18 protein-coding genes are annotated in these 19,527 nt (G+C 63.9%); 5 read left to right on the forward strand and 13 right to left on the reverse strand.

Annotated elements, in window-relative coordinates; genetic code table 11:
• Positions 1–16: 16 nt before the first annotated feature.
• The 5 genes from modC to NDB2M4_RS13855 all read right to left on the reverse strand — a co-directional run bounded on the left by modC (position 17) and on the right by NDB2M4_RS13855 (position 5,227).
• Positions 17–1,123, reverse strand: coding sequence for a molybdenum ABC transporter ATP-binding protein (gene modC / locus NDB2M4_RS13835; RefSeq protein ID WP_072376078.1), 1,107 nt, complete (start codon positions 1,121–1,123; stop codon positions 17–19).
• Entirely contained in the window at positions 1,120–1,803 is a 684-nt protein-coding gene (gene modB, locus NDB2M4_RS13840; protein ID WP_072376079.1) for a molybdate ABC transporter permease subunit, read from the reverse strand. Before modB ends, modC begins: the two co-directional genes overlap by 4 nt.
• Positions 1,804–1,823: 20 nt before the next feature.
• Complete coding sequence (modA, locus tag NDB2M4_RS13845) at positions 1,824–2,642, reverse strand: molybdate ABC transporter substrate-binding protein (protein ID WP_072376080.1); 819 nt, start codon at positions 2,640–2,642, stop codon at positions 1,824–1,826.
• 243 nt (positions 2,643–2,885) lie between these two features.
• The gene (locus tag NDB2M4_RS13850) at positions 2,886–3,965 is read right to left on the reverse strand and encodes a patatin-like phospholipase family protein (RefSeq protein ID WP_072376081.1); all 1,080 of its coding nucleotides are present in this window, start codon (positions 3,963–3,965) and stop codon (positions 2,886–2,888) included.
• A 323-nt stretch (positions 3,966–4,288) separates the two neighbouring features.
• Positions 4,289–5,227, reverse strand: coding sequence for a metallophosphoesterase family protein (locus tag NDB2M4_RS13855; protein ID WP_072376082.1), 939 nt, complete (start codon positions 5,225–5,227; stop codon positions 4,289–4,291).
• A gap of 125 nt (positions 5,228–5,352) precedes the next feature.
• On the opposite strand from NDB2M4_RS13855, the gene NDB2M4_RS13860 reads away from it, so the two are divergent.
• The 5 genes from NDB2M4_RS13860 (at position 5,353) to NDB2M4_RS13875 (ending at position 8,076) form a co-directional block, all read left to right on the forward strand.
• Positions 5,353–5,814 carry an NUDIX domain-containing protein gene (locus NDB2M4_RS13860; RefSeq protein WP_072376083.1) on the forward strand — a complete coding sequence of 154 codons (462 nt, stop codon included), beginning with the start codon at positions 5,353–5,355 and terminating at the stop codon, positions 5,812–5,814.
• Positions 5,815–6,032: 218 nt separating this feature from the next.
• Positions 6,033–6,536 carry a GNAT family N-acetyltransferase gene (locus NDB2M4_RS13865; protein ID WP_072376363.1) on the forward strand — a complete coding sequence of 168 codons (504 nt, stop codon included), beginning with the start codon at positions 6,033–6,035 and terminating at the stop codon, positions 6,534–6,536.
• A 66-nt stretch (positions 6,537–6,602) separates the two neighbouring features.
• Entirely contained in the window at positions 6,603–7,136 is a 534-nt protein-coding gene (locus NDB2M4_RS13870; protein WP_083556362.1) for a nucleoside deaminase, read from the forward strand.
• Between the two features lie 69 nt (positions 7,137–7,205).
• Entirely contained in the window at positions 7,206–7,340 is a 135-nt protein-coding gene (locus NDB2M4_RS20605) for a hypothetical protein (protein ID WP_280173537.1), read from the forward strand.
• 316 nt (positions 7,341–7,656) lie between these two features.
• Positions 7,657–8,076 (forward strand): GFA family protein, encoded by a 420-nt coding sequence (locus NDB2M4_RS13875; RefSeq protein WP_072376367.1) that lies wholly within the window; start codon positions 7,657–7,659, stop codon positions 8,074–8,076.
• A gap of 8 nt (positions 8,077–8,084) precedes the next feature.
• Here NDB2M4_RS13875 and NDB2M4_RS13880 read toward each other — a convergent pair whose 3' ends face one another.
• From NDB2M4_RS13880 to ftsH, 8 genes are all read right to left on the reverse strand, one after another.
• On the reverse strand, positions 8,085–9,377 hold the full coding sequence (locus NDB2M4_RS13880; protein ID WP_072376084.1) for an adenylosuccinate synthase: 1,293 nt from the start codon (positions 9,375–9,377) through the stop codon (positions 8,085–8,087).
• 137 nt (positions 9,378–9,514) lie between these two features.
• Positions 9,515–11,227 carry a mucoidy inhibitor MuiA family protein gene (locus NDB2M4_RS13885; protein WP_072376369.1) on the reverse strand — a complete coding sequence of 571 codons (1,713 nt, stop codon included), beginning with the start codon at positions 11,225–11,227 and terminating at the stop codon, positions 9,515–9,517.
• Positions 11,228–11,345: 118 nt separating this feature from the next.
• Entirely contained in the window at positions 11,346–12,503 is a 1,158-nt protein-coding gene (locus NDB2M4_RS13890) for a phosphoserine transaminase (RefSeq protein ID WP_072376085.1), read from the reverse strand.
• Positions 12,504–12,604: 101 nt separating this feature from the next.
• Positions 12,605–13,435, reverse strand: a complete 831-nt coding sequence (locus tag NDB2M4_RS13895) for an outer membrane protein (RefSeq protein WP_072376086.1) — start codon at positions 13,433–13,435, stop codon at positions 12,605–12,607.
• Positions 13,436–13,668: 233 nt separating this feature from the next.
• A complete protein-coding gene (locus tag NDB2M4_RS13900; RefSeq protein WP_072376087.1) occupies positions 13,669–14,499 on the reverse strand; it encodes an outer membrane protein in 831 nt (276 codons plus the stop codon).
• Between the two features lie 247 nt (positions 14,500–14,746).
• On the reverse strand, positions 14,747–16,099 hold the full coding sequence (gene glmM, locus NDB2M4_RS13905) for a phosphoglucosamine mutase (RefSeq protein WP_072376088.1): 1,353 nt from the start codon (positions 16,097–16,099) through the stop codon (positions 14,747–14,749).
• A gap of 302 nt (positions 16,100–16,401) precedes the next feature.
• On the reverse strand, positions 16,402–17,487 hold the full coding sequence (folP, locus tag NDB2M4_RS13910; protein ID WP_072376089.1) for a dihydropteroate synthase: 1,086 nt from the start codon (positions 17,485–17,487) through the stop codon (positions 16,402–16,404).
• Positions 17,488–17,577: 90 nt separating this feature from the next.
• Positions 17,578–19,506 (reverse strand): ATP-dependent zinc metalloprotease FtsH, encoded by a 1,929-nt coding sequence (gene ftsH, locus NDB2M4_RS13915; RefSeq protein ID WP_072376090.1) that lies wholly within the window; start codon positions 19,504–19,506, stop codon positions 17,578–17,580.
• Between the last annotated feature and the right edge of the window lie 21 nt (positions 19,507–19,527).

The raw sequence follows: 19,527 nt of genomic DNA on the forward strand, positions 1-19,527 counted from the left end.
TATGGCTGCGAAAACTCTAGGAGAGCAATGCGACGCTCTTGATCTGCGCGTACACTTGCGAGCCTGGCTCCAGCATCAGCACATCGCGCGATTTGCGGGTAATGCGCCCGACAATGCGCGCGCCAGTGCCATCTTCACCAAGCGCTGCGACAAGATTGAGCTGCGGGTCGTCGCCATTGGGCGGTGTGATCGAGACGATGCGGACGGGCAGATAGTTGAGGACCGAGGTTTCAGGAACGGGCCCGCGCACAAAGGCAACGTCGGACGCGCTGATGCGAATGCGGCAACGCTTGCCCAGTTTTCCACGCCGGCCGGGCACGACAAGGGTTCCGCCGGCGATGTCGAGGCTCGTCAGAGCGTAATTCTCGTCGATGGCAGAGATGCGCGCTTCCAGCATGACGGCGGCTTCGGGCATGCGCAGGAGTGGCAGCGCCGGATCCGATTGCAGCTCCGAGAGGGGACCCAGGGCTGCGACGCGTCCCTTGTCGAGCAGCACGAGCGTGTCGGCGAGGCGCTCGACCTCGCTCATATCGTGGCTGACGTAGAAGATCGGAATGGAGAGATTTTCGCGCAGCGCTTCGAGATACGGAAGGATCTCTTCCTTCGTCATCCGGTCCAGCGCGGCGAGCGGCTCGTCCATGAGAAGCACGCGCGGGCGCGACAGCAAGGCTCGGCCGATAGCAACACGCTGGCGCTCGCCGCCGGAGAGGGCGCCGGGCGCGCGGCCGAGCAGATGGCCGATACCCAGCATCGCCACAACGTCATCGAAGCTGATCGGCGCGGGGCCATCCTCCTTGGCGCGCTTTGACCCGTACAGCAGGTTTTCGCGCACGGACAAATGCTGGAAGAGACTTGCCTCCTGGAAGACGTAGCCGATACGGCGCTGGTAGGTCTTGAGGAAGGTGCCGCTGGCATCGTCCTGCCAAAGCTCTCCGTCGACGCGCAGCTTCCCCGAGAGGCGGTTGAGGCCGGCTATGCAGCGCAGGACCGTCGTCTTGCCGCAACCTGACGGACCGAAGAGGCCGGTGACGCCGTAACCGGGCGCGGTGAATGCCACGTCGATGTGGAAGTCGCCGAGTGGGCCGTAAAATTTTGCTTCGATGGCGGCTCTGTCGGCCTTCATTTGCCTACGCGCCCAAGCCGCTTTTCAAACAGCATCACGGAGAGGATCACCGCGAAGGAAAACACGAGCATGCCACCGGCGAGGACGTGCGCCTGGGTCCATTGAAGCGTTTCTACGTAGTCGTAGATCGCGACCGACAGCACTTTTGTTTCGCCCGGAATATTGCCTCCGATCATGAGGACGACGCCGAACTCGCCCACGGTATGGGCGAAGCCCAGGACCGCGCCGGTGAGGAATCCCGGGCGGGCGAGCGGCAGGGCGACGGACCAGAACGCATCCCAATCAGAGGCGCGCAGCGTGGCGGCGACCTCGAGCGGGCGATCGCCGAATGCTTCGAAGGCATTGCGGATCGGCTGGACCACGAACGGCATCGAGTAGATGACCGAGCCGATGACCAAGCCTTCAAACGTGAAGGCCAGCGAGCGCAAACCGAAAAGGCTGCCGATGGAGCCGCCGGGGCCGTTCGGTCCGAGCAGCAGAAGAAGATAGAAGCCGAGCACTGTCGGCGGCAGGACCAGCGGCAGTGCGACGACAGCAGCGACCGCTTCTTTCCACGGCGCACGGGAGCGCGCGAGCCACCAAGCGATGGGTGTGCCGACGCACAGGAGGAGGATGGTTGTCAGCGTTGCCAGCTCGAGCGTGAGCTTGATCGGCGACCACAGGTGCTCGAATTCAGGCATCGCTGATCAATCCAGCCGGCTCACGGTGTCGGCGCCAATTCTTTGTGCTTGGCTACCGAAGCCACGACGCCGGTGCCATAGCCATATTTCTCCTTGACGGCACTGGCCTCGGGTCCCTTGAGGAAAGCCAGGAAGGCCTTTGCCGCAGCGTTCTCTTCGCCGCGCTTCAGAAGTACAGCGTCCTGCGCGATGGGGGCGTAAAGATCATCGGGAACGACCCAGCGCGATCCGTCGTCCTTCCTGATGATCTGCGAAAGAGCCACGAAGCCTACCTCGGCGGTTCCGGTGTCTACGAACTGATATGCTTGAGCGATATTGTTACCCTGCACAATCTTTGGTGCCAGAGCATCGTAAACCCCGAGTTTCTTCATCACCTCGACGGCTGCGGCGCCGTAGGGCGCGGCGGCGGGGTTGGCGATGGAGATCTTGTCGAACTTGCCGGCTTTCAGCGTGTCCTCGCCCTTCACGAGGTCCTTGCTCTTGCTGAAGAGAACGACGCGGCCGGTGGCGTATGTGTACAAGCTGTCGGCGACCGCCAGTCCCTCGGCGATGGCTTTCTTGGGAGTCTTCTGGTCGGCGGAGAGAAAGACCTCGAACGGGGCTGCCTGAGTGATCTGTGTGAAGAGCTGGCCGGTGGCACCGAAGCTGAAGACCACCTTGTCGCCGCTCGCCTTCTCGAACAGCGCGCCGATCTCTTTTGCGGCCTCGGTGAAATTAGCTGCGACAGCGACTTTCACCTCGGCAGCCGAACCGGGTAGTGCAGTTGCCGCCAATGCCGTCAGTATGGTGAGGGCATAGACTGCGGCATGCGCAAGCTTGGTCGGGACAGAACGCAGCATAGTTGCGACTCCAATGGCGGGACTTTCCGAAGGGCGAGCGCTCGGGACGGTCTGAAACGAACGGCGCGGCGAACGAGGAGGAGACGTCGCATCATGCGTGTGTGGCCCGCTGATGCAGGTCAGACAGGCCGCGGAATACTGGCCGCTGATTTGCGTTTGCAGGCCGTGGCACATGACGCGCGCGCACTCCAACTTTCGCTGGGCATGTTAGCCACGCGCCTGCGTCACAGTCGAGCGCTATATTCAGTCGGTCACATCGGCCGCAGCACTTAGCTTCGCTTTAACGGACCCGTGTTTGCCGGCAGTATCCGCCGAAGCATCGCCCTCGCGCTCGGGGTTGAGAAAGTGCTCCTTGAGGTCCACCGTCGAGCGGCGGCCGATGCTGGAGCGGTGGCGACTGAGCCACTTTTCGGCTTCATCGCGGCCTGCGCCGAACAGCTGGCTAAGCAGCGACCAGTCCGGCTTCATGGTGCTCTCGGGGCTGAGCGACGCGGTGTGCCGGCCTGCCTCGATGAGGTGGAAGCGATGCGTTGCCAATCGTGCGTACGGGCCGCGCGGTCCGCCGAACCGGCCCTGCTGGCATTCGCGCACCGTTTCGATCAACTCGATCTCGCGCACAAGCGGCGCGTTGAAAGCAATACGATTGACGTGCAGCGCTATCTCGCGCACGCCGGTCGGCAGGCCCTCGCGCACGAGCGGGCTGAGCTGGACGATGATCGTGTCCTCGACCGGGCTCTCCATGGCCAGTGTCTTGATATCGGGGTTGGACGAGAAGCCACCATCCCAATACGCGACACCGTCGATCTCGACCGCGTGATGCAGCGTCGGCAAACAGGCCGAAGCGAGGACGCTGTCGACGGTTATCTCGTGACGGCGAAAGATGCGCGCGCGTCCGTTGGACACCTCGGTTGCGGCGATGAGCAGCTCGATGGGCGAAGATGAGCGCAGCTTTTCAAAGTCGATGCTGTCCGACAGCAGACGACGCAGCGGATCAAAGCCCAGAGGGTTGAACTCGTATGGCGACCACAGACTGGCCATCTGCGCCATGTGCGGCGCGCGCGACAGCGAATAAAGAAACGGGTTGAGCCGCATGAGATCGGGAACGCCAGCTTTGTGCACGGCTTCCCAAACGCTGCGCAGTTTGTTGCGCGCAGATGTCTTGCCGCCCTCGCTGAGGCCTGACGCCAAGGCGACTGCGTTCACCGCGCCGGCGCTCGTTGCGCTCACCCAATTGATCTCGAGCTCGTCGTCCTCGAGCAAACGATCGAGCACGCCCCAGGTGAATGCGCCGTGCGCACCGCCGCCCTGAAGCGCGAGATTCAATCGGATATTTCGTCGGAACAACCGCACTTGCATCCGCCCCGCCTGACACGGGGCGCTCCATCGGCCTCTCACCCCGTAGCCGTATATAGTGTCACGATGAACGAGGAATGGGGAGAACCGCTCAATATGCACGTCAGCGTGCATGCGTGACATTGGCGCCATAGATTTGGGCAAGACGCCGAGCGGGTAACTGTTATTGCGCACGCATTATGCAGCGACAGTCAAAGCGCGGCTTTTGCGGCGGAATTTGCACTTCTCCATGCGACAACAAAGCGCGCCAACGTCGTGCTGAGAACGGCGCAATGCACGCGTTGGCGTGGAGATCAGGTCAACAGCTTGCGTTCGATTTGCACGACTGCGTTGCCGCCCACTGCAATGCCGCGCGTGGTGCACTCGATGTGCGGGCGTCCATCGATACGTCCAATGCGCAGCAAGTTGTAGCGGCCGAGCGGCTCGTGCTTGTGCGTACGTACCGCCGATCCCGATGCAATGCCAATGACGGGCACACTGGCGCCGCCCATCTCGGGGAGACGCGCGAAGTCCATATGGCTGTCGGTGTGGTTATGGCCATGCAGCACCAATTCGGCGCCGCGACGCGCGAGGATTTGCGACAGCGCTGCAGCATCGCGCAAGGCACGGCGTGGCGGCGCCTGGCCGGGCAGCGGGGGATGATGGATCAGCACGACGCGGATCATGCCTTCGGCTTCGAGCTGGGGCAGCAGCGCATCGAGCGCTGCGAGCTGACGTGCACCCAATTCGCCGGCGGCGACGAACGGCGGTGTCTCGACGGCGGAGTTCAATCCGACGAGCGCGACAGGTCCGACGCGCCGCACGAATGGAAAGGCGAGCTCATTCCGGGTCGCCGAAGTGTACTTCGCGCCCCAGGCGTCGGCGTTCATGTAGTCGGCCCAGCGCATCACGCCCGGGTCGTTGCGCAGCGTGGTGTAAATATCGTGGTTGCCGGGTATGACCGTCACGTCTTGCGGCGTGCCGACGCTATGCAGCCAGGCTGCTGCCGTCTCATATTCGGCAGGCAAGCCTAGATTGATGAGGTCGCCCGTGACGGCAATGTGATCGGGCGCATTCGCCTTCATGTCGGCCATGATCACATCGAGCACGTCGCGATGATGCGTCTGCTGGCGCTTGCGCCGCCAATTGACGTAGCCAAGGCCGCGTTTGACGTTGAGGTGGCGCAGCGTCAGCCCGGCGACAGGCGAAAGATGCACATCCGACACGTGGGCGAGCGTTATCGTTTCGGTCATCGGTCCATAGTGGTCGGCCAGTGTTAATCTGCGATTGGCAGAATAGCGCGCGGGAGCCTAACACGGGCCGCGCGAATACCACCCGGTGCAGCGTGCGCGAAAAGTCGCGCAAAAGGAGCAGTGCGTTGCTGCCAACGAAGGTCGTTACTAAAATTTTGCAGCGCTACTGGCGGCTGTCGCGTGGACTGACATTCGGTGTGCAGGCCGTGCTGATCGATCCGCAAGGGCGCATTCTTCTCATACGCCACACCTATCGCAAGGGCTGGCACTTTCCGGGCGGGGGCGTGGAGCGTGGCGAGACGGTCGACGAAGCGCTAGAGCGTGAAGTTGGAGAAGAGGCCGGCGTTGCTCTGACGGGGCCTCCGGAGCTGTTCGCCATCTACTCGAACGCCAGAGTATTTCCGAACGATCACGTGGCGCTGTTCATCGCGCGTGACTGGCAGCAAACGCGCGTTCCCGAACCCAACCACGAAATTGCCGAGCAGCGGCGTTTCGCGCCCGATCAGTTGCCGGAGGATATCAACCCGGGCACCGGGCGGCGGCTGGATGAGATCCTCTTAAACATGCCGCGCAGCCGCATGTGGTGAGGGCGGGCGCCGACGCGAGCGCGGGCGCTGAGACCTCAATGCCGCTAGACCCTTTTCCTGCCCCATGCTAAACGGCGCCCATGATGCTGAGATGGCTCCGAGGCTGTGAATTGCGACGAGGCGGTGCGCTTATGCGTTCCGCCCGTGCCTGATTTCCTTTGCCGCAACTGGGCCAAACGGCTGATGCCGGACGGCTCGCCTCGAAGGCTTCGACGCCCATGTCACCTCAGTTCACCAGCCGGTCTGTGACACCGGCCGATCTTCCCGCCATCTCCGAGCTACACGCCAAGACGTTCGGTCCCGGTCGTTTTGTGCGCACGGCTTATCGCGTGCGTGAGGGCACACCGGCGATCTCGCGTTATTGCCGGGCGACATACCTGGGCGACCGGTTGATCGCAGCCGTGCGCATGACTCCCATCTCCATCGGTGGTGCGGAGGGCGCGCTGCTGCTCGGACCGCTCGTGGTCGATCCCGATTTCGCCGGACAGGGCTTTGGAAAGCGTCTCATTGCCGAGGTGATCGAGGCAGCGAAAGTCGACGGCCAGCGCCTGGTGCTGCTGGTCGGCGACGAGCCCTATTACGGGCGGTTCGGATTTCGTCCGGTGCCGCCGGGACAGATCGCGATGCCTGGGCCGGTCAATCCGCAGCGCCTGCTCGCGGCAGAGCTGGCGGATGGTGCGATGGCGGAGATGTGCGGGCTGGTAGCCGGCGTTCCCGGCTAGTTTTCGATCTTCTTCATTCCACCGCCTCTAGTATCCTGCCGATCAAATTCGAGCGGGAGCGGTGCCATGGACAGACGGACGTTGCTGGGTGGAAGCGGTGTGCTGCTGGCGGCGCAGGCGCTTAGTCTCAAGACCGAGGCGCGTGCGGTGATGACACCGGTGCTGGCCGAGGATCAGCACTTCATGCAGCTCGCCATCGAACAGGCCAAGCTGGGCGACTTTCCATTCGGCGCGGTGATCGTCCGCGATGGGAAGGTCGTTGCCGAGGGCTTCAACAGCGGGAAGCGGCTGCACGATCCGACCGCGCACGGCGAGATGATGGCCATACGCCACTTCCTCAAGAACCACAGTCCTCAGGAGTTTCAGGACGCGACGCTCTATACGTCGGGCGAGCCGTGCGTGATGTGCATGGGGGCAATCATCTGGTGCCGCTTCAAGCGCATGGTATTTGCGGCGTCGATCAGCGAGCTGGCGACGCGCATCGGGCAGATCGACATCACATCGGCGCAGATCGCCAAGGCAACGCCTTTCCTAGCGATTGAGATCACAGGCGGCGCATTATCGGCCGAAGCGATGCAGCTTTTCCCCGAGAAGCAATAGCAAGCCGGGATCGCGCTCGTTACGTGCGCCTTCGTCCATCGGCGCACCTCACCCTTCAGCGGAACTCTTTTGGTCGTATCGGTGTTTTCCGGCGACAGAAACGAAGGAGTTCTCGTTATGGCCCGCGATCTCTTGCTCTGGCTGTTTGGCGTTCCGATCAGCGTGATCGTCCTGCTGCACCTGTTCGGCGTGCTGCATTGGTAGAACGGTGGATGCATTTTTCGCGCTTCTGAGCAGTCGCCTTGTGCCTTGATTTCAAGTTGCTTTTGGGATGAGCCATGAAGGACCGCTAGTTATTTGGCGCAGACCGGGAACCGAACACTGACCCAGCTCGTTATTCGGGCGGACTTGAGCCTCGCCTCCCCTCCCCCCCATTCCCTCGTCGAGGCGCGGGTCCACCATTGGGCGGGACACTCGCTACACAGCAAGTGTGGTGAGTGTCCCATCCAGCCCTCCCCCTCCGATTGAATTTGTGCGCAGCCGCTTCTAGTGTCGCGGCGTGGCGTCAATGGAGGCGGACGTGACGGGAAAATTTGCGGACGGGCGCTGTCTTTGCGGCGCAGTGACGTTTACCGCTTCGACGCCGCCTCTCCTCATGGTCCAGTGCCACTGCACCGACTGTCAGCGCGTATCTGGCAGCGGGCATTTGTCTATCGCCCGTTTCAAGCGCGATGACATTGCGGTCTCCGGCGAGACGAAAACGCATAGCGTGACAGCGGACAGCGGTAATGCCGTGACGCGGCATTTCTGTCCCAACTGCGGCAGCCGGCTCTTCAGCGAGACGACAGGGCGCCCGGGCATCATCGGCGTGGTAGCCGGCGCGTTCGATAATCACGCGTGGTTCGATGCGGACGTGGTGATCTTCAAGCGCTCGCAGCCGCTCTGGGACATCACCACCGAGGATGTGCCCTGTTACGACGCGCTGCCGCCGCCGACTTGAGGCGTGCCTCAGTCGGCGAACGGGTCCTTCATGAGGATGGTGTCCTCACGCTCCGGGCTGGTCGAGAGCATGGTCACCGGGCGCTCGATCAGTTCCTCGATGTAGCGCACGTATTTCACCGCCTGGGCAGGGAGCTCACTCCAGGAGCGGGCGCCGTAGGTCGACTGCGACCAGCCGGGTAGCGTCTCGTAGATCGGAGTGACGCGCGCCTGGGCGCCGCTGCCGGCGGGCAGCCGATCGATGCGCTCGCCGTCGAGCATGTAGCCGACGCCGACCTTGATCTCATCGAAGCCGTCGAGCACGTCGAGCTTGGTGAGAGCAATGCCGTCGATGCCGGCGATTTTCAGGGTCTGGCGAACGAGCGTGGCGTCGAACCAGCCGCAGCGACGCTTGCGGCCGGTGACGGTGCCGAACTCACGGCCGCGCTCGCCGATGCGATTGCCGATCTCGTCGGTCAGCTCGGTGGGGAACGGACCGGAGCCGACGCGGGTCGTATAGGCTTTGGCGATGCCGAGCACGTAACCGATGCTGCGCGGCCCCATGCCTGAGCCTGTTGCGGCCTGGGCTGCAACGGTGTTCGACGAGGTGACGAACGGATAGGTGCCGTGGTCGATGTCGAGCAGAGCACCTTGCGCGCCCTCGAACAGGATGCGCTTGCCGGCGCGGCGCTCGGTGTCGAGCAAGTCCCAGGTCACGTCGGTGAAAGGCAGAATTTTCGGCGCGATCTCGCTCAGCTCGGAGAGCAGAGCCTCGCGCGAGACCTCGGGCTGCCCAAGGCCGCGGCGCAGCGCGTTGTGGTGCACGAGGATGCGATCGACCTTGTCGCCCAGCGTTGCGGTGTTGCGGAGATCCTGCACGCGGATTGCACGGCGGCCGACCTTGTCTTCGTAAGCGGGACCGATGCCGCGCCCGGTGGTGCCGATCTTGCCGGCGCCCGCCGCTTCTTCGCGCATGACGTCAAGCTCACGGTGCAGCGGAAGGATGAGCGTGGCGTTGCCGGCGATGCGAAGATTTTCGCGGGTGACGGAAACGCCCTGCGTGCCGAGCTTCTCGATCTCGGCGCACAGCGCCCAGGGATCGACGACCACGCCATTGCCGATGACGCCAAGCTTGCCGGGGCGAACGACGCCGGATGGCAGCAGCGACAGCTTGAAGGTCTTGTCGCCGATGACCAGTGTGTGACCGGCGTTATGGCCGCCCTGGAAGCGCACGACGATGTCGGCGCGTTCCGATAGCCAATCAACGACCTTGCCTTTGCCCTCGTCGCCCCACTGGGCGCCGACCACCGTGACGTTCGCCATCTCAAGTCCCACTCACGACTTGGCCCCGGAACGGGCTCCGGGGCCATTCAGGGCCTTATAGCGCAGATTCGCTCCTGCCAACCCCCTCCTGAAGGCCCAACCTGGCCGGTGGGGGGCGGAAAGGGCGGAAATCCGGCCTATTGGTAGACGATGGCGCGGGCACCGGGCCAGATGACGCGGTAGCCGAACTCGATCTGGCGCTCTTCCTCGGGGTTCAGCTTGGATTTAAAGGCGATGACCCCGCGCTTGCCGTCGATGTCCTTCTCGGTCGGAGTGGGGCCAACATATTCGACCTTGATCTCGTCGTTGCGCGAGACGGGGATCTGGTCCTGGACAACGAGGTCCACGGCCCGCTCGTGCATATTCTTAACGGTGATGCGGAAATTGCGGCTGTCGGTCTTGGCCGATGAAATCAGCCCGGTCTCGCCGCGCTTCTCGTCGGCGATGGCATGGCGCACGCGGACCTGATCGTCGGCGCCGAAGCCCAATTCGTAGTCCTCGCCGGCGGCGAGCGCGGGCAGAGCGCCTGAGCCGACGAAGGTGCCGTCGCGGAACAGCGACACGGCACCGGGCAGCACGGGCGATCCCTTGGGTAGCACGAGCTTGGCGTAAAGGTAGGCTTTGGCGTCGAGCTTGGGCACCGTGCGGACGGTGAGGGTCGGCTCGATCTGATCCTGTTGCAGGAAGACGCGCTTGCTTTCGCCCGTCGAGGGCACGGTCAGGCGGCCGGGTACGGTGAAGACCGCCTGGAAGGGTGCGATGGCCGCAGCGGCGCCCTGCTCGGCGATGTCGACGGGAGCGGGAGCGCGCACGTCGGCATCGCGTCCCATCGCGAGCTTCTTCATGCGCCGGGGAGCTGCTTCTTCGGCTTCCATCACCGGCATCGGAGGGGGCGGGGCGAGGGCGAGGGCCGCAGCTTGCGGCTCGGGCGCAAAATCGATCGTCACGGTATCGATGGAGGGTGCCGAGGCATTGGCGGTTGGACGCGTGGTCGACAGCAGCAGAGCAACGCCGTCCCAGCTCTCGCCCGTGCGCTGGATGATGTCGGCGCGGCGCGCCAGCTCGAGGACGGGCGGTGCGGTCTTGGAGCCGGTGACGAGCCGCGCGTCATAGCGCGGGCTCCAGCTGGCATTGGGCACCTGATAGCGCACGGTGAGGTCGGCTTCGAGGGGTGCTGCGGCGACAACGTAGACTTTGACTTCCGTCTGCTCGACGCGTCCGGGCGCCAGCGCAGAGAGCTTCTTTTCCAGTTCCTCGATGCGGCGGTCGAGGTCGCGCTGTTTCACTTCGGCATCGAGCGCGGAACGCTGCGCATCGACCATGCCTGTGCCGATGAGCGAGAGGACCTGCTGCCAGTCGGTCTGCGGCGGAGCTACGGCGCCCGGTGCCGGTTGGCCTTGCTCGGGCTGCGGGCGCGCGGGAAGCTGGGCGAGATTCTGCAGCAGCATCTTTTGCGTCTGCGCGGCGTCCTGCTGGCCCTGGATGAGACCGCGCTCATCGCGCTGCTTCTCGATCTCGTCCTCGATGCTCTTGCGCTCGGCCTGCAGGGCGGCCTGGTCGGCGCGCGGAATGTAGCGGCGGCGCGTGTCGACGGACTGAATGTCGAGGCCGGCTGTTGCCTTGCCGTCAACGCGAATAGAGCCAGGGACGACTTCGGCCGGCAGATCGGTGAGCACCAGTGTGTGTTCGCCCTTCTCAAGGGCGAGCCGCGCGGCGCGGGTGGCCTCGGCGCCGGACGGGAAGACCGTCACCGACTCTATGTGTGAGGTAACTGGAATTTCGGCCGCCATCGCCGGTCCTGCGAGGACGCCTAGAACCACGGCGCCAATAATCGCGGCAGCGGTGCGCATCGTTTGCCCCATCCCTATTCTCGATCCAATGCCCCAAATCACCGGGGTGCCCCGCCCAGACGAGTGGGGGCGTTTCACGTCTGAATTATGACCGCCGGCGGCGCGGCCACGAGCGGCGTTAATTCTGTTGGCCCAAAGCCTTGCTGTAGGCCCAATCGAGCCAAGGCAGGAGCGCCTCCAGGTCGGCGCGTTCCACCGTTGCGCCGCACCAGATCCGCAGTCCGGGAGGGGCGGTGCGGTAGGCGCCGATGTCGTAGGCGACGCCGTCGTCGGCAAGGAGCGCCGTCATGCGGCCGGCGACGTTGCGCTCAGCGGGAGTGCCGCCGGCGACTTGAGTGAAGCGCATGCAGATGGACGTGTTCGAGCGCGTCGCCGGATCGGCGGCGAGGTTTGCGATCCACGGTGTGCGCGCGATCCAGTCGAACAGGACTGCAGCGTTTGCATCGGCACGCTGGCGCAGGGCGGTGAGCCCACCGACAGAGTGTGCCCAGCCCAGCGCATCCAGATAATCCTCGACGCACAGCATGGAGGGCGTGTTGATCGTCTCGCCGGCGAAGATTGATTCATCGAGCCTGCCGCCGTCAACGAGGCGAAACAGTTTGGGGATGGGCCAGGGCGCCCGATGCGATATCAGCCGCTCGATGGCACGCGGCGACAGAATGATCATGCCGTGTGCCGCCTCGCCGCCCAGCACCTTCTGCCAGGAGAACGTGGCGACATCGACCTTGGACCAGTCGATGTCCTGGGCGAAGAGTGCGGAAGTCGCGTCGACGAAGGTGAGGCCGCGGCGGTCGGCGGCGATCCAGTCGCCATTGGGAACGCGGACGCCCGACGCTGTGCCGTTCCACGGGAAGATCACATCGCGGTTGAAATCGACCGCGGAGAGATCCGGCAGGTGGCCGTAGTCGGCATTCAGCACGCGCACATCGCTCGGTCTGAGCTCGGCGACGATGTCGGTGACCCAGCGCTTGCCGAAAGCTTCCCACGCGAGCACATCGATACCGCGTGCGCCGAGCATGTTCCACAGCGCCATTTCGAAGGCGCCGGTATCGGAACCGGGCACGATGGCGACGCGATAGTCGGAAGGCAGTTGAAGCAGATCGTGCGTTGCATCGATCGCGTGCTTGATGCGCGCAATTCCTGCCGTGGAGCGATGCGACCGGCCGAGCAGCGCCGCGCTCAGAACATCAGGCGTCCAGCCGGGGCGCTTGGCGCACGGGCCACTGGAGAAGAGCGGGCGTTGCGGCCGCCGCGTGGGTTTATCGATTTCAGCCATGACGCGCGCATCTAGGTACGTGGGCGAGGGCGCGTCAACAGAAGCACAAAAACAAAAGGGGTGGCACGAGGCCACCCCTACGCGATCGCGGTGCGCCGGGCTCAGTTGACGTAGAAGCGGAAGCCGGCGCGGATCTGGTGCTCGTTGAGGTCGCCGATCTCAACCGTAGAAGTGGGCAGGTCGATATCGTCGAGCGTGACCTGAGAGCCGCCGATGTGGAGGAAGCGGTAGTTCACGTCGATGGCCCAGAAGGAAGAGAAATCATAGGAGACGCCGACCATGGCCGCGGCAGCGAATGCAACGTCGGTGCTGCGCTGGCTGGCTGTGATGCCGTAGTAGTCCTGGCTTTCGGTGTAGCTCTGCGTGATCTGGTTGACGGCAAAGCCGAGGCCGGCGCCGATATACGGCGTCCACGGCGAGCCAGTGCGGAAGTCGTAGTAGGCGTTGAGCATCAGGATGGTCGACATCATCTTGGTCTTGTCTTCAGCGCGACCGTTGGGGAACGCCGTGCCATCGAACGTCACGGCACCGCTGCCGGTCTGCTCGGCGTGCATGATGGAGTGAATATCGACGGTGAAGTCTGTGCGCCAGTTGGGGCTCCAGATGTAGCCGACGCCGACGCCGCCCGTAAAAGAGGGCTCGAAGCTCTGCGAATACTGCGATGAGCCGAAGATCGACTCGACGAGATTGGTGCCGAGCACGTTGACCGAAGGCGAGCCACCGAAGCCAGCGGCGAAGTCACCGCGGAAGTACCATTCGGCTTCCTCGATGGCGACCGGAATGGGAGCCGGCACGGGCGTGCGCACACCTGAGGGGTTGATGCCGTTGGAATAGTACGGGTCGCCGTCGGCCAACGCGGGCGACAAGGCGGCTGCGGCCATGCTGGCTGCGATCGCCAGGGCGAGCGAAATTCTGCTGAGTGCGCGATGCATCTGCGTCGATCCTTGCTTGACGGCTGGCTGGCCTTGAAGCCCACCCGACGTCCTAACTCTGCTTTTTAAGACCGGTCCGCCTCCCTGGCGCCGGTCTCACGCGTAAGCAAACTAGGAAATCGAACTTGGACTTCAGGCAGCCTCGATCGACGCCGGGCTGTTTGTGGCCGGGCCCATTGATTGAGCCCGACCAAGTCTTGCTAGTGGCGCCCCTTATGGGGAGCGCCTGCCGATTACTTCACCGGCATGTAGGAAACGGGCTCACGCTGCAGCTTGTAGCGCACGCCGAGCATCACATCGTTGGAGGTGATGTCCTTGATGTGCTGTCCGGAATACGCCGCAACATCAGTGTCGTAGGCGGTAACGGGTCCGCTCGCCGCACTACCGAGGTTAGCCCAGCGATAGGTCAGATCGAGCGTAACCTGTGAGGTGACGTCGAAGCTGGCGCCAGCGTAAAAGGCATAGGCGAAGTTGGTCGTTGTCTTATCCGCGCCGTAGGCGATGCTCGGGCTGTTATCGAATGCGCCGTAGCTGAGACCATCGTCCCGCAAGCCTTGCACCGAGATGGTCGCAAAACCGATACCGGCACCGACATAGGGCGTGAATCCGCACCAGTTGCCCATATCGATGTAGGCGTTGGCGAGACCAAGCCAGCTCTTGATGTCGGCCGTATATTCGTTGGTACCTGGCGCGTTAGAAAGATCGCTGCCAAGGAAAAGCGCATCTCCTCGATATTCAATCGTTCCGTCGAAGCGAAGCCAGCTGCGTGCCTGCCAGCCGACGCCGATGCCGTACAGCGTGCTCGACTTGATGTCGTGGTCCTGGACGGAAAAGTTTCCGCTATCGTACACCTCGTTCCACATATTGCCGACCTCGGGATTGGCCTGGCCGATGTAACCCTTGATGTAGATTCCGCGGTCGCTCGGCGGCGGAGGGGCAACCTCGTAACCGCCCTTGAGGCCTGCGTCGTAGATGTCTGCTGCGTTGGCAGGAGCGCACAAGGCGAGCACGAGAGCCGACCCGAGCGCGGCGCCTACCGCGTAGGAACTGCGATTGGTATTCATGTACTTCCCCTTCGAATTCGTCATGGCCGCCGGACTGGGCGGGCGCGAGCGGCGAACTCCATACGTGCTCAACGAGGGACTATGGGGAAGAAGGTTTAAAGACCGCTTAATTGCCGGTTCGCTTTGGGACAGTTCGTTTCTGACGGCGTTAACTGCGCATTAACCGGCGCAACGGCGCGCAAAAGATTGCGGCCTCGAGAGCTTGTCCCAAGGCCGCAAGTTGCACGTTCGAGAGAGAAATAAAAGATCAGGCGGCAGCGGCGGCGCGCACGGCTTCGACGATGTCTCCGACGACTGTCGAAACGAGGCGTTCATCGTCGCCTTCCGCCATGACGCGAATGACCGGCTCAGTGCCGGACGGGCGGATGACGAGACGACCGGCTTCGCCGAGCTTGGCCTTACCGGCGTCGATTGCCTTGACGACGCGCGTGTCCTCGAGCGGGCTGCCGTTCGCGTAGCGGACGTTCTTGAGAATTTGCGGCAACGGCTCGAAACGCTTGGTCACTTCGCTGACGGGAGAGCCAGTGGAGACGACGACGGCGAGAAGCTGCAGCGCGGTGATGAGACCGTCACCGGTGGTGACGTAATCGGACAGGACGATATGGCCTGACTGCTCGCCACCGACGTTATAACCGTGCTTGCGCATGTGCTCGACGACGTAGCGGTCGCCAACGGGCGTGCGCACCATGTCGAGACCGAGGCCCTTGAGATAACGCTCGAGACCGAGGTTGCTCATGACTGTGGCGACGACGCCGCCGGCGGTGAGCTTGCCAGCGCGATGCCATTCCTCGGCGATGACGGCCATCACCTGATCACCGTCGACGATGTCACCCTTCTCGTTGACGATGACGACGCGGTCGGCGTCACCATCGAGGGCGATGCCGATGTCGGCGCGTACTTCGCGCACCTTGGCGATCAGCGCGTCCGGCGCGGTGGAGCCGCACTTGTCGTTGATGTTGCGGCCATTGGGTTCGACGCCGATCTTCACGACCTCGGCGCCAAGCTCCCACAGGGCTTCGGGAGCAACTTTATAGCCGGCGCCATTGGCGCAATCGATGACGATGCGCAGGCCGTCCAGGCGCAGGTTCTTCGGCAGCGTGCGCTTGGCGAATTCGATGTAGCGCTCCTGCGCGCTTTCAACGCGGGTGGCGCGGCCGATGGCGCTGGCGGGAGCGAGCAAGCTGCCGGTGTCGGAATCGATCAGATCTTCGATGCGGCGCTCGGTGTCGTCGGAGAGCTTGTAGCCATCGGGATCGAACAGCTTGATGCCGTTGTCGTCGAAGGGGTTGTGCGAGGCGGAGATCATGACGCCGAGGTCGGCGCGCAGCGAGCGCGTCAGCATGGCAACGGCGGGCGTCGGCATCGGCCCTAAGAGAAACACGTCCATGCCAACGGCGGTGAAGCCAGACATCAGCGCCGCCTCAAGCATGTAGCCGGAAAGGCGCGTGTCTTTGCCGATGACGACACGGTGGCGGTAGTTCGATCCGGTCTGGAATATCTTGCCGGCGGCCATGCCCACCTTGAGGGCAATCTCCGATGTCATCGGATGCTTGTTGGCGAGACCGCGAATACCGTCGGTACCGAAGTAGCGGCGCGACATGGGGATCCCCTTGGTCGTTTGAATTGACGGCGTCGGCACGGGTTGTACCGCCTGCGGCACCGAGCGGGAGATAGCCTTGGGCTGTGACGGCCCGTTACGCAAGCTCGCCGGCTTACCGTTGCGCCGGCCAGGCACTTTACCGTTCCGCGAAGCAGATTGCATACGCCACCCTCACCACTCACCACCAATTCGTGGCTGGCAGGCTGGGTTTTACCCAATTCGCCAGCCGGCCCCTGCCCCGTCAATCTGGAGATCGCTCAAATTACCTTTCCTTCGGTAACGAAAGCGAAAACGTAGATGGGTCAGGCGAGGACCTTCTCACTGCCGGCCGCCGACGCGCGCCAGACATTGAGGGCCTGGCGGGTGGCGGCGACGTCGTGGACGCGGATAATCTGAACACCTTGCGCGGCGCCGACCAGGGCGGCGGCGAGCGATCCAGGGACGCGGTCGCGGGGGTTCGGCACGTCGGAGATGTGGTCGATGAGCTTCTTGCGCGAGGCTCCCAGAAGCATCGGCACGCCGAGCGCGTGGTATTGCGACAGCGCCGCCATGACGGCGACGTTGTGGTGCAGGTGCTTGCCGAAGCCGATGCCGGGATCGGTGATGAGCTTGGCGCGGGGAATGCCCGCCGCTTCGCAGACCAGGATGCGGCCTTCCAGATAGTCGAACACGTCGAGCACGACATCGGAGTATTGCGGGTTGTCGTTCATAGTGCGCGGGTCGCCTTGCGCATGCATGAGGATGATCGGCAGCCCGCTTTCGGCGGCGGCGGTCATTGCCTCGGGATCGTGCGTCAAGGCGGAGACGTCGTTGAGGATGTCGGCGCCCGCGGCGGCCGCGCGGCGCATGACCTCGGCCTTGCGGGTGTCGACGGAGATCAACGCGTCGGTGCGCGCGCGCAGGCCTTCGATGACGGGGAGCACGCGGCGCAGCTCTTCCTCGACGGGGACGTAGTCGGCGCCAGGACGGGTCGACTCACCACCGATGTCGAGGATTTCGGCGCCCTCCTCTGCCAGCTTCAGGCCGTGCGCGATGGCGTTTTGCGCCTCGTCGTGCTGGCCGCCATCGGAGAAGCTATCGGGCGTGACGTTGACGATGCCCATGATGCGCGGACGGTCGAGTGCCAGGCCTGCAAGGCGCGGTCGGGGGGCGGAAAGCGCTTCTAGATCGCGGGCGGCGTCGATGGTGCCGCGGCCCCAGTCGCGCTCGACAGCATCACCGAGGGTGACGATGCGGCGGGATACGCGCGAGCCGTGGCGCTCGGCGATCTCGACGGTGGTGAAGCGCAGCGGCTGGCCGGCGAGCGGCAGGCCGGCGAAAGTCGCTTCATCGGGGTCGGCGGGCGCGGGGAAGATGCCGACCGGGCGCAGATAGATCGAGCGCTGCATGCTGCGTATTGCCCTCCGGAAAGCAAAGCGGCCGCGAAAGAGTTCGCGGCCGCTTCTAGTTCGTTTGCAACCCTCAGGTCAAAGGGGGCGTCAGGAGGGCTGGGGCTCCATGGGACCAGCGCCGCCCGAGGGACGCAGGCGGCCGCCTGCGCTCGGCACGGCTGAGCCGCCCATCTCACCCTTGGGCAGGTCGTCGTCCGGCTTGCGCACGATCTTCTCGCCACGCATCAGGGCGGCAACCTCGTCGCCAGAGATGGTCTCGTACTCCATCAACGCCTGGGTGATGGCCTCGAGCTCGTGGCGGCAGGTCTCGATCACCTCACGCGCCTTGTTCTCACCGTCGGTAACGATGCGGCGGATCTCCTGGTCGATCAGGCGCGCGGTGTCTTCCGACATATTCTGGCGCTGCGTGATGGCATGGCCGAGGAAGACTTCCTGCTGGTTCTCGTTATAGAGCAGCGGGCCGAGCTTCTCGCTCATGCCCCACTCGGTCACCATGCGGCGGGCGATGTTGGTCGCCTGCATGATGTCGCTGGAGGCACCGGTGTTGAGATGCTCCTTGCCATAGATGGCCTGCTCGGCGACGCGGCCGCCGAACGACATGGCAACACGCGCTTCGCACCACTGCTTGGAGTAGCTGAGCTTGTCGCGCTCGGGCAGGTTCATGGTCACGCCGAGGGCGCGGCCACGCGGGATGATGGTCACCTTGTGCAGCGGATCGCCGCCGGGAACCTTGAGCGAGACGAGCGCATGCCCTGCTTCGTGGTAGGCGGTGGCGAGCTTCTCTTCCTCGGTCATGGCCATCGACCGGCGCTCGGCGCCCATCATGACCTTGTCCTTGGAATCTTCGAATTCCGACTGCGTCACGAGACGCTTGTTGCGGCGAGCCGCCAGCAGCGCTGCCTCGTTGACGAGGTTGGCGAGGTCGGCACCGGAGAAGCCCGGCGTACCACGCGCGAGCACCCTGGGATCGACATTCGGCGCGACGGGAACCTTGCGCATGTGCACGCGCAAGATCTTTTCGCGGCCGGCGACATCCGGGTTCGGCACGGTGATCTGGCGGTCGAAGCGGCCGGGACGCAGCAGCGCGGGATCGAGAACGTCCGGGCGGTTGGTCGCGGCGATGAGGATGATGCCCTCGTTCGCCTCGAAGCCGTCCATCTCGACCAGCAACTGGTTCAGCGTCTGCTCGCGCTCGTCGTTGCCGCCGCCAAGGCCTGCGCCACGGTGACGACCGACGGCGTCGATTTCGTCGATGAAGATGATGCAAGGCGCATTCTTCTTCGCCTGCTCGAACATGTCGCGCACGCGCGAAGCGCCGACGCCGACGAACATCTCGACGAAGTCAGAGCCCGAGATCGTGAAGAAGGGAACGTTGGCCTCGCCGGCAATGGCCCGCGCGAGCAGCGTCTTGCCGGTGCCCGGAGGGCCGACCAGAAGGGCGCCGCGCGGGATGCGGCCGCCGAGGCGCTGGAACTTCTGCGGATCGCGCAGGAACTCGACGATCTCCTGCAGGTCGTCCTTGGCCTCGTCGACGCCGGCAACGTCCTCGAAGGTGACACGACCGTGACGCTCGGTCAGCAACTTGGCGCGCGACTTGCCGAAGCCCATGGCCCGGCCGGAGCCCGACTGCATCTGGCGCATGAAGAAGATCCACACTGCGATCAGGAGCAGCATGGGGAACCAGTTGAGCAGCATGCCCATGATGGAGGGAACGTCCTCATCGGACGGACGGGCGCGGAACTTGATGCCCTTCTTCTCGAGGCGCTCAACCAGGGTTGGATCCTGGGGCGCATACGTCGTGAAGGAGGTGCCGCCGTCGCGCATCGTTCCGTAGATACGATTGCCGGCGATGGTGGCGTCGGAGACGTTGCCGCTGTCGACGGCCGTCAGGAATTCTGAATAGGAAATGTCGGTGCCGCGCCGGCTCTGCGTCGGATTATTGAAGAGGTTGAAAAGAGCGGCGAGCAGGACGAGGATCGCGACCCATATGGCAAGCTTTTGAAAGTTCGAGTTCATTTCGTTCCCTTAAGGACGCGA

The sequence above is a fragment of the Hyphomicrobium sp. NDB2Meth4 genome, from assembly GCF_900117445.1.
Lineage (GTDB): Bacteria > Pseudomonadota > Alphaproteobacteria > Rhizobiales > Hyphomicrobiaceae > Hyphomicrobium_A.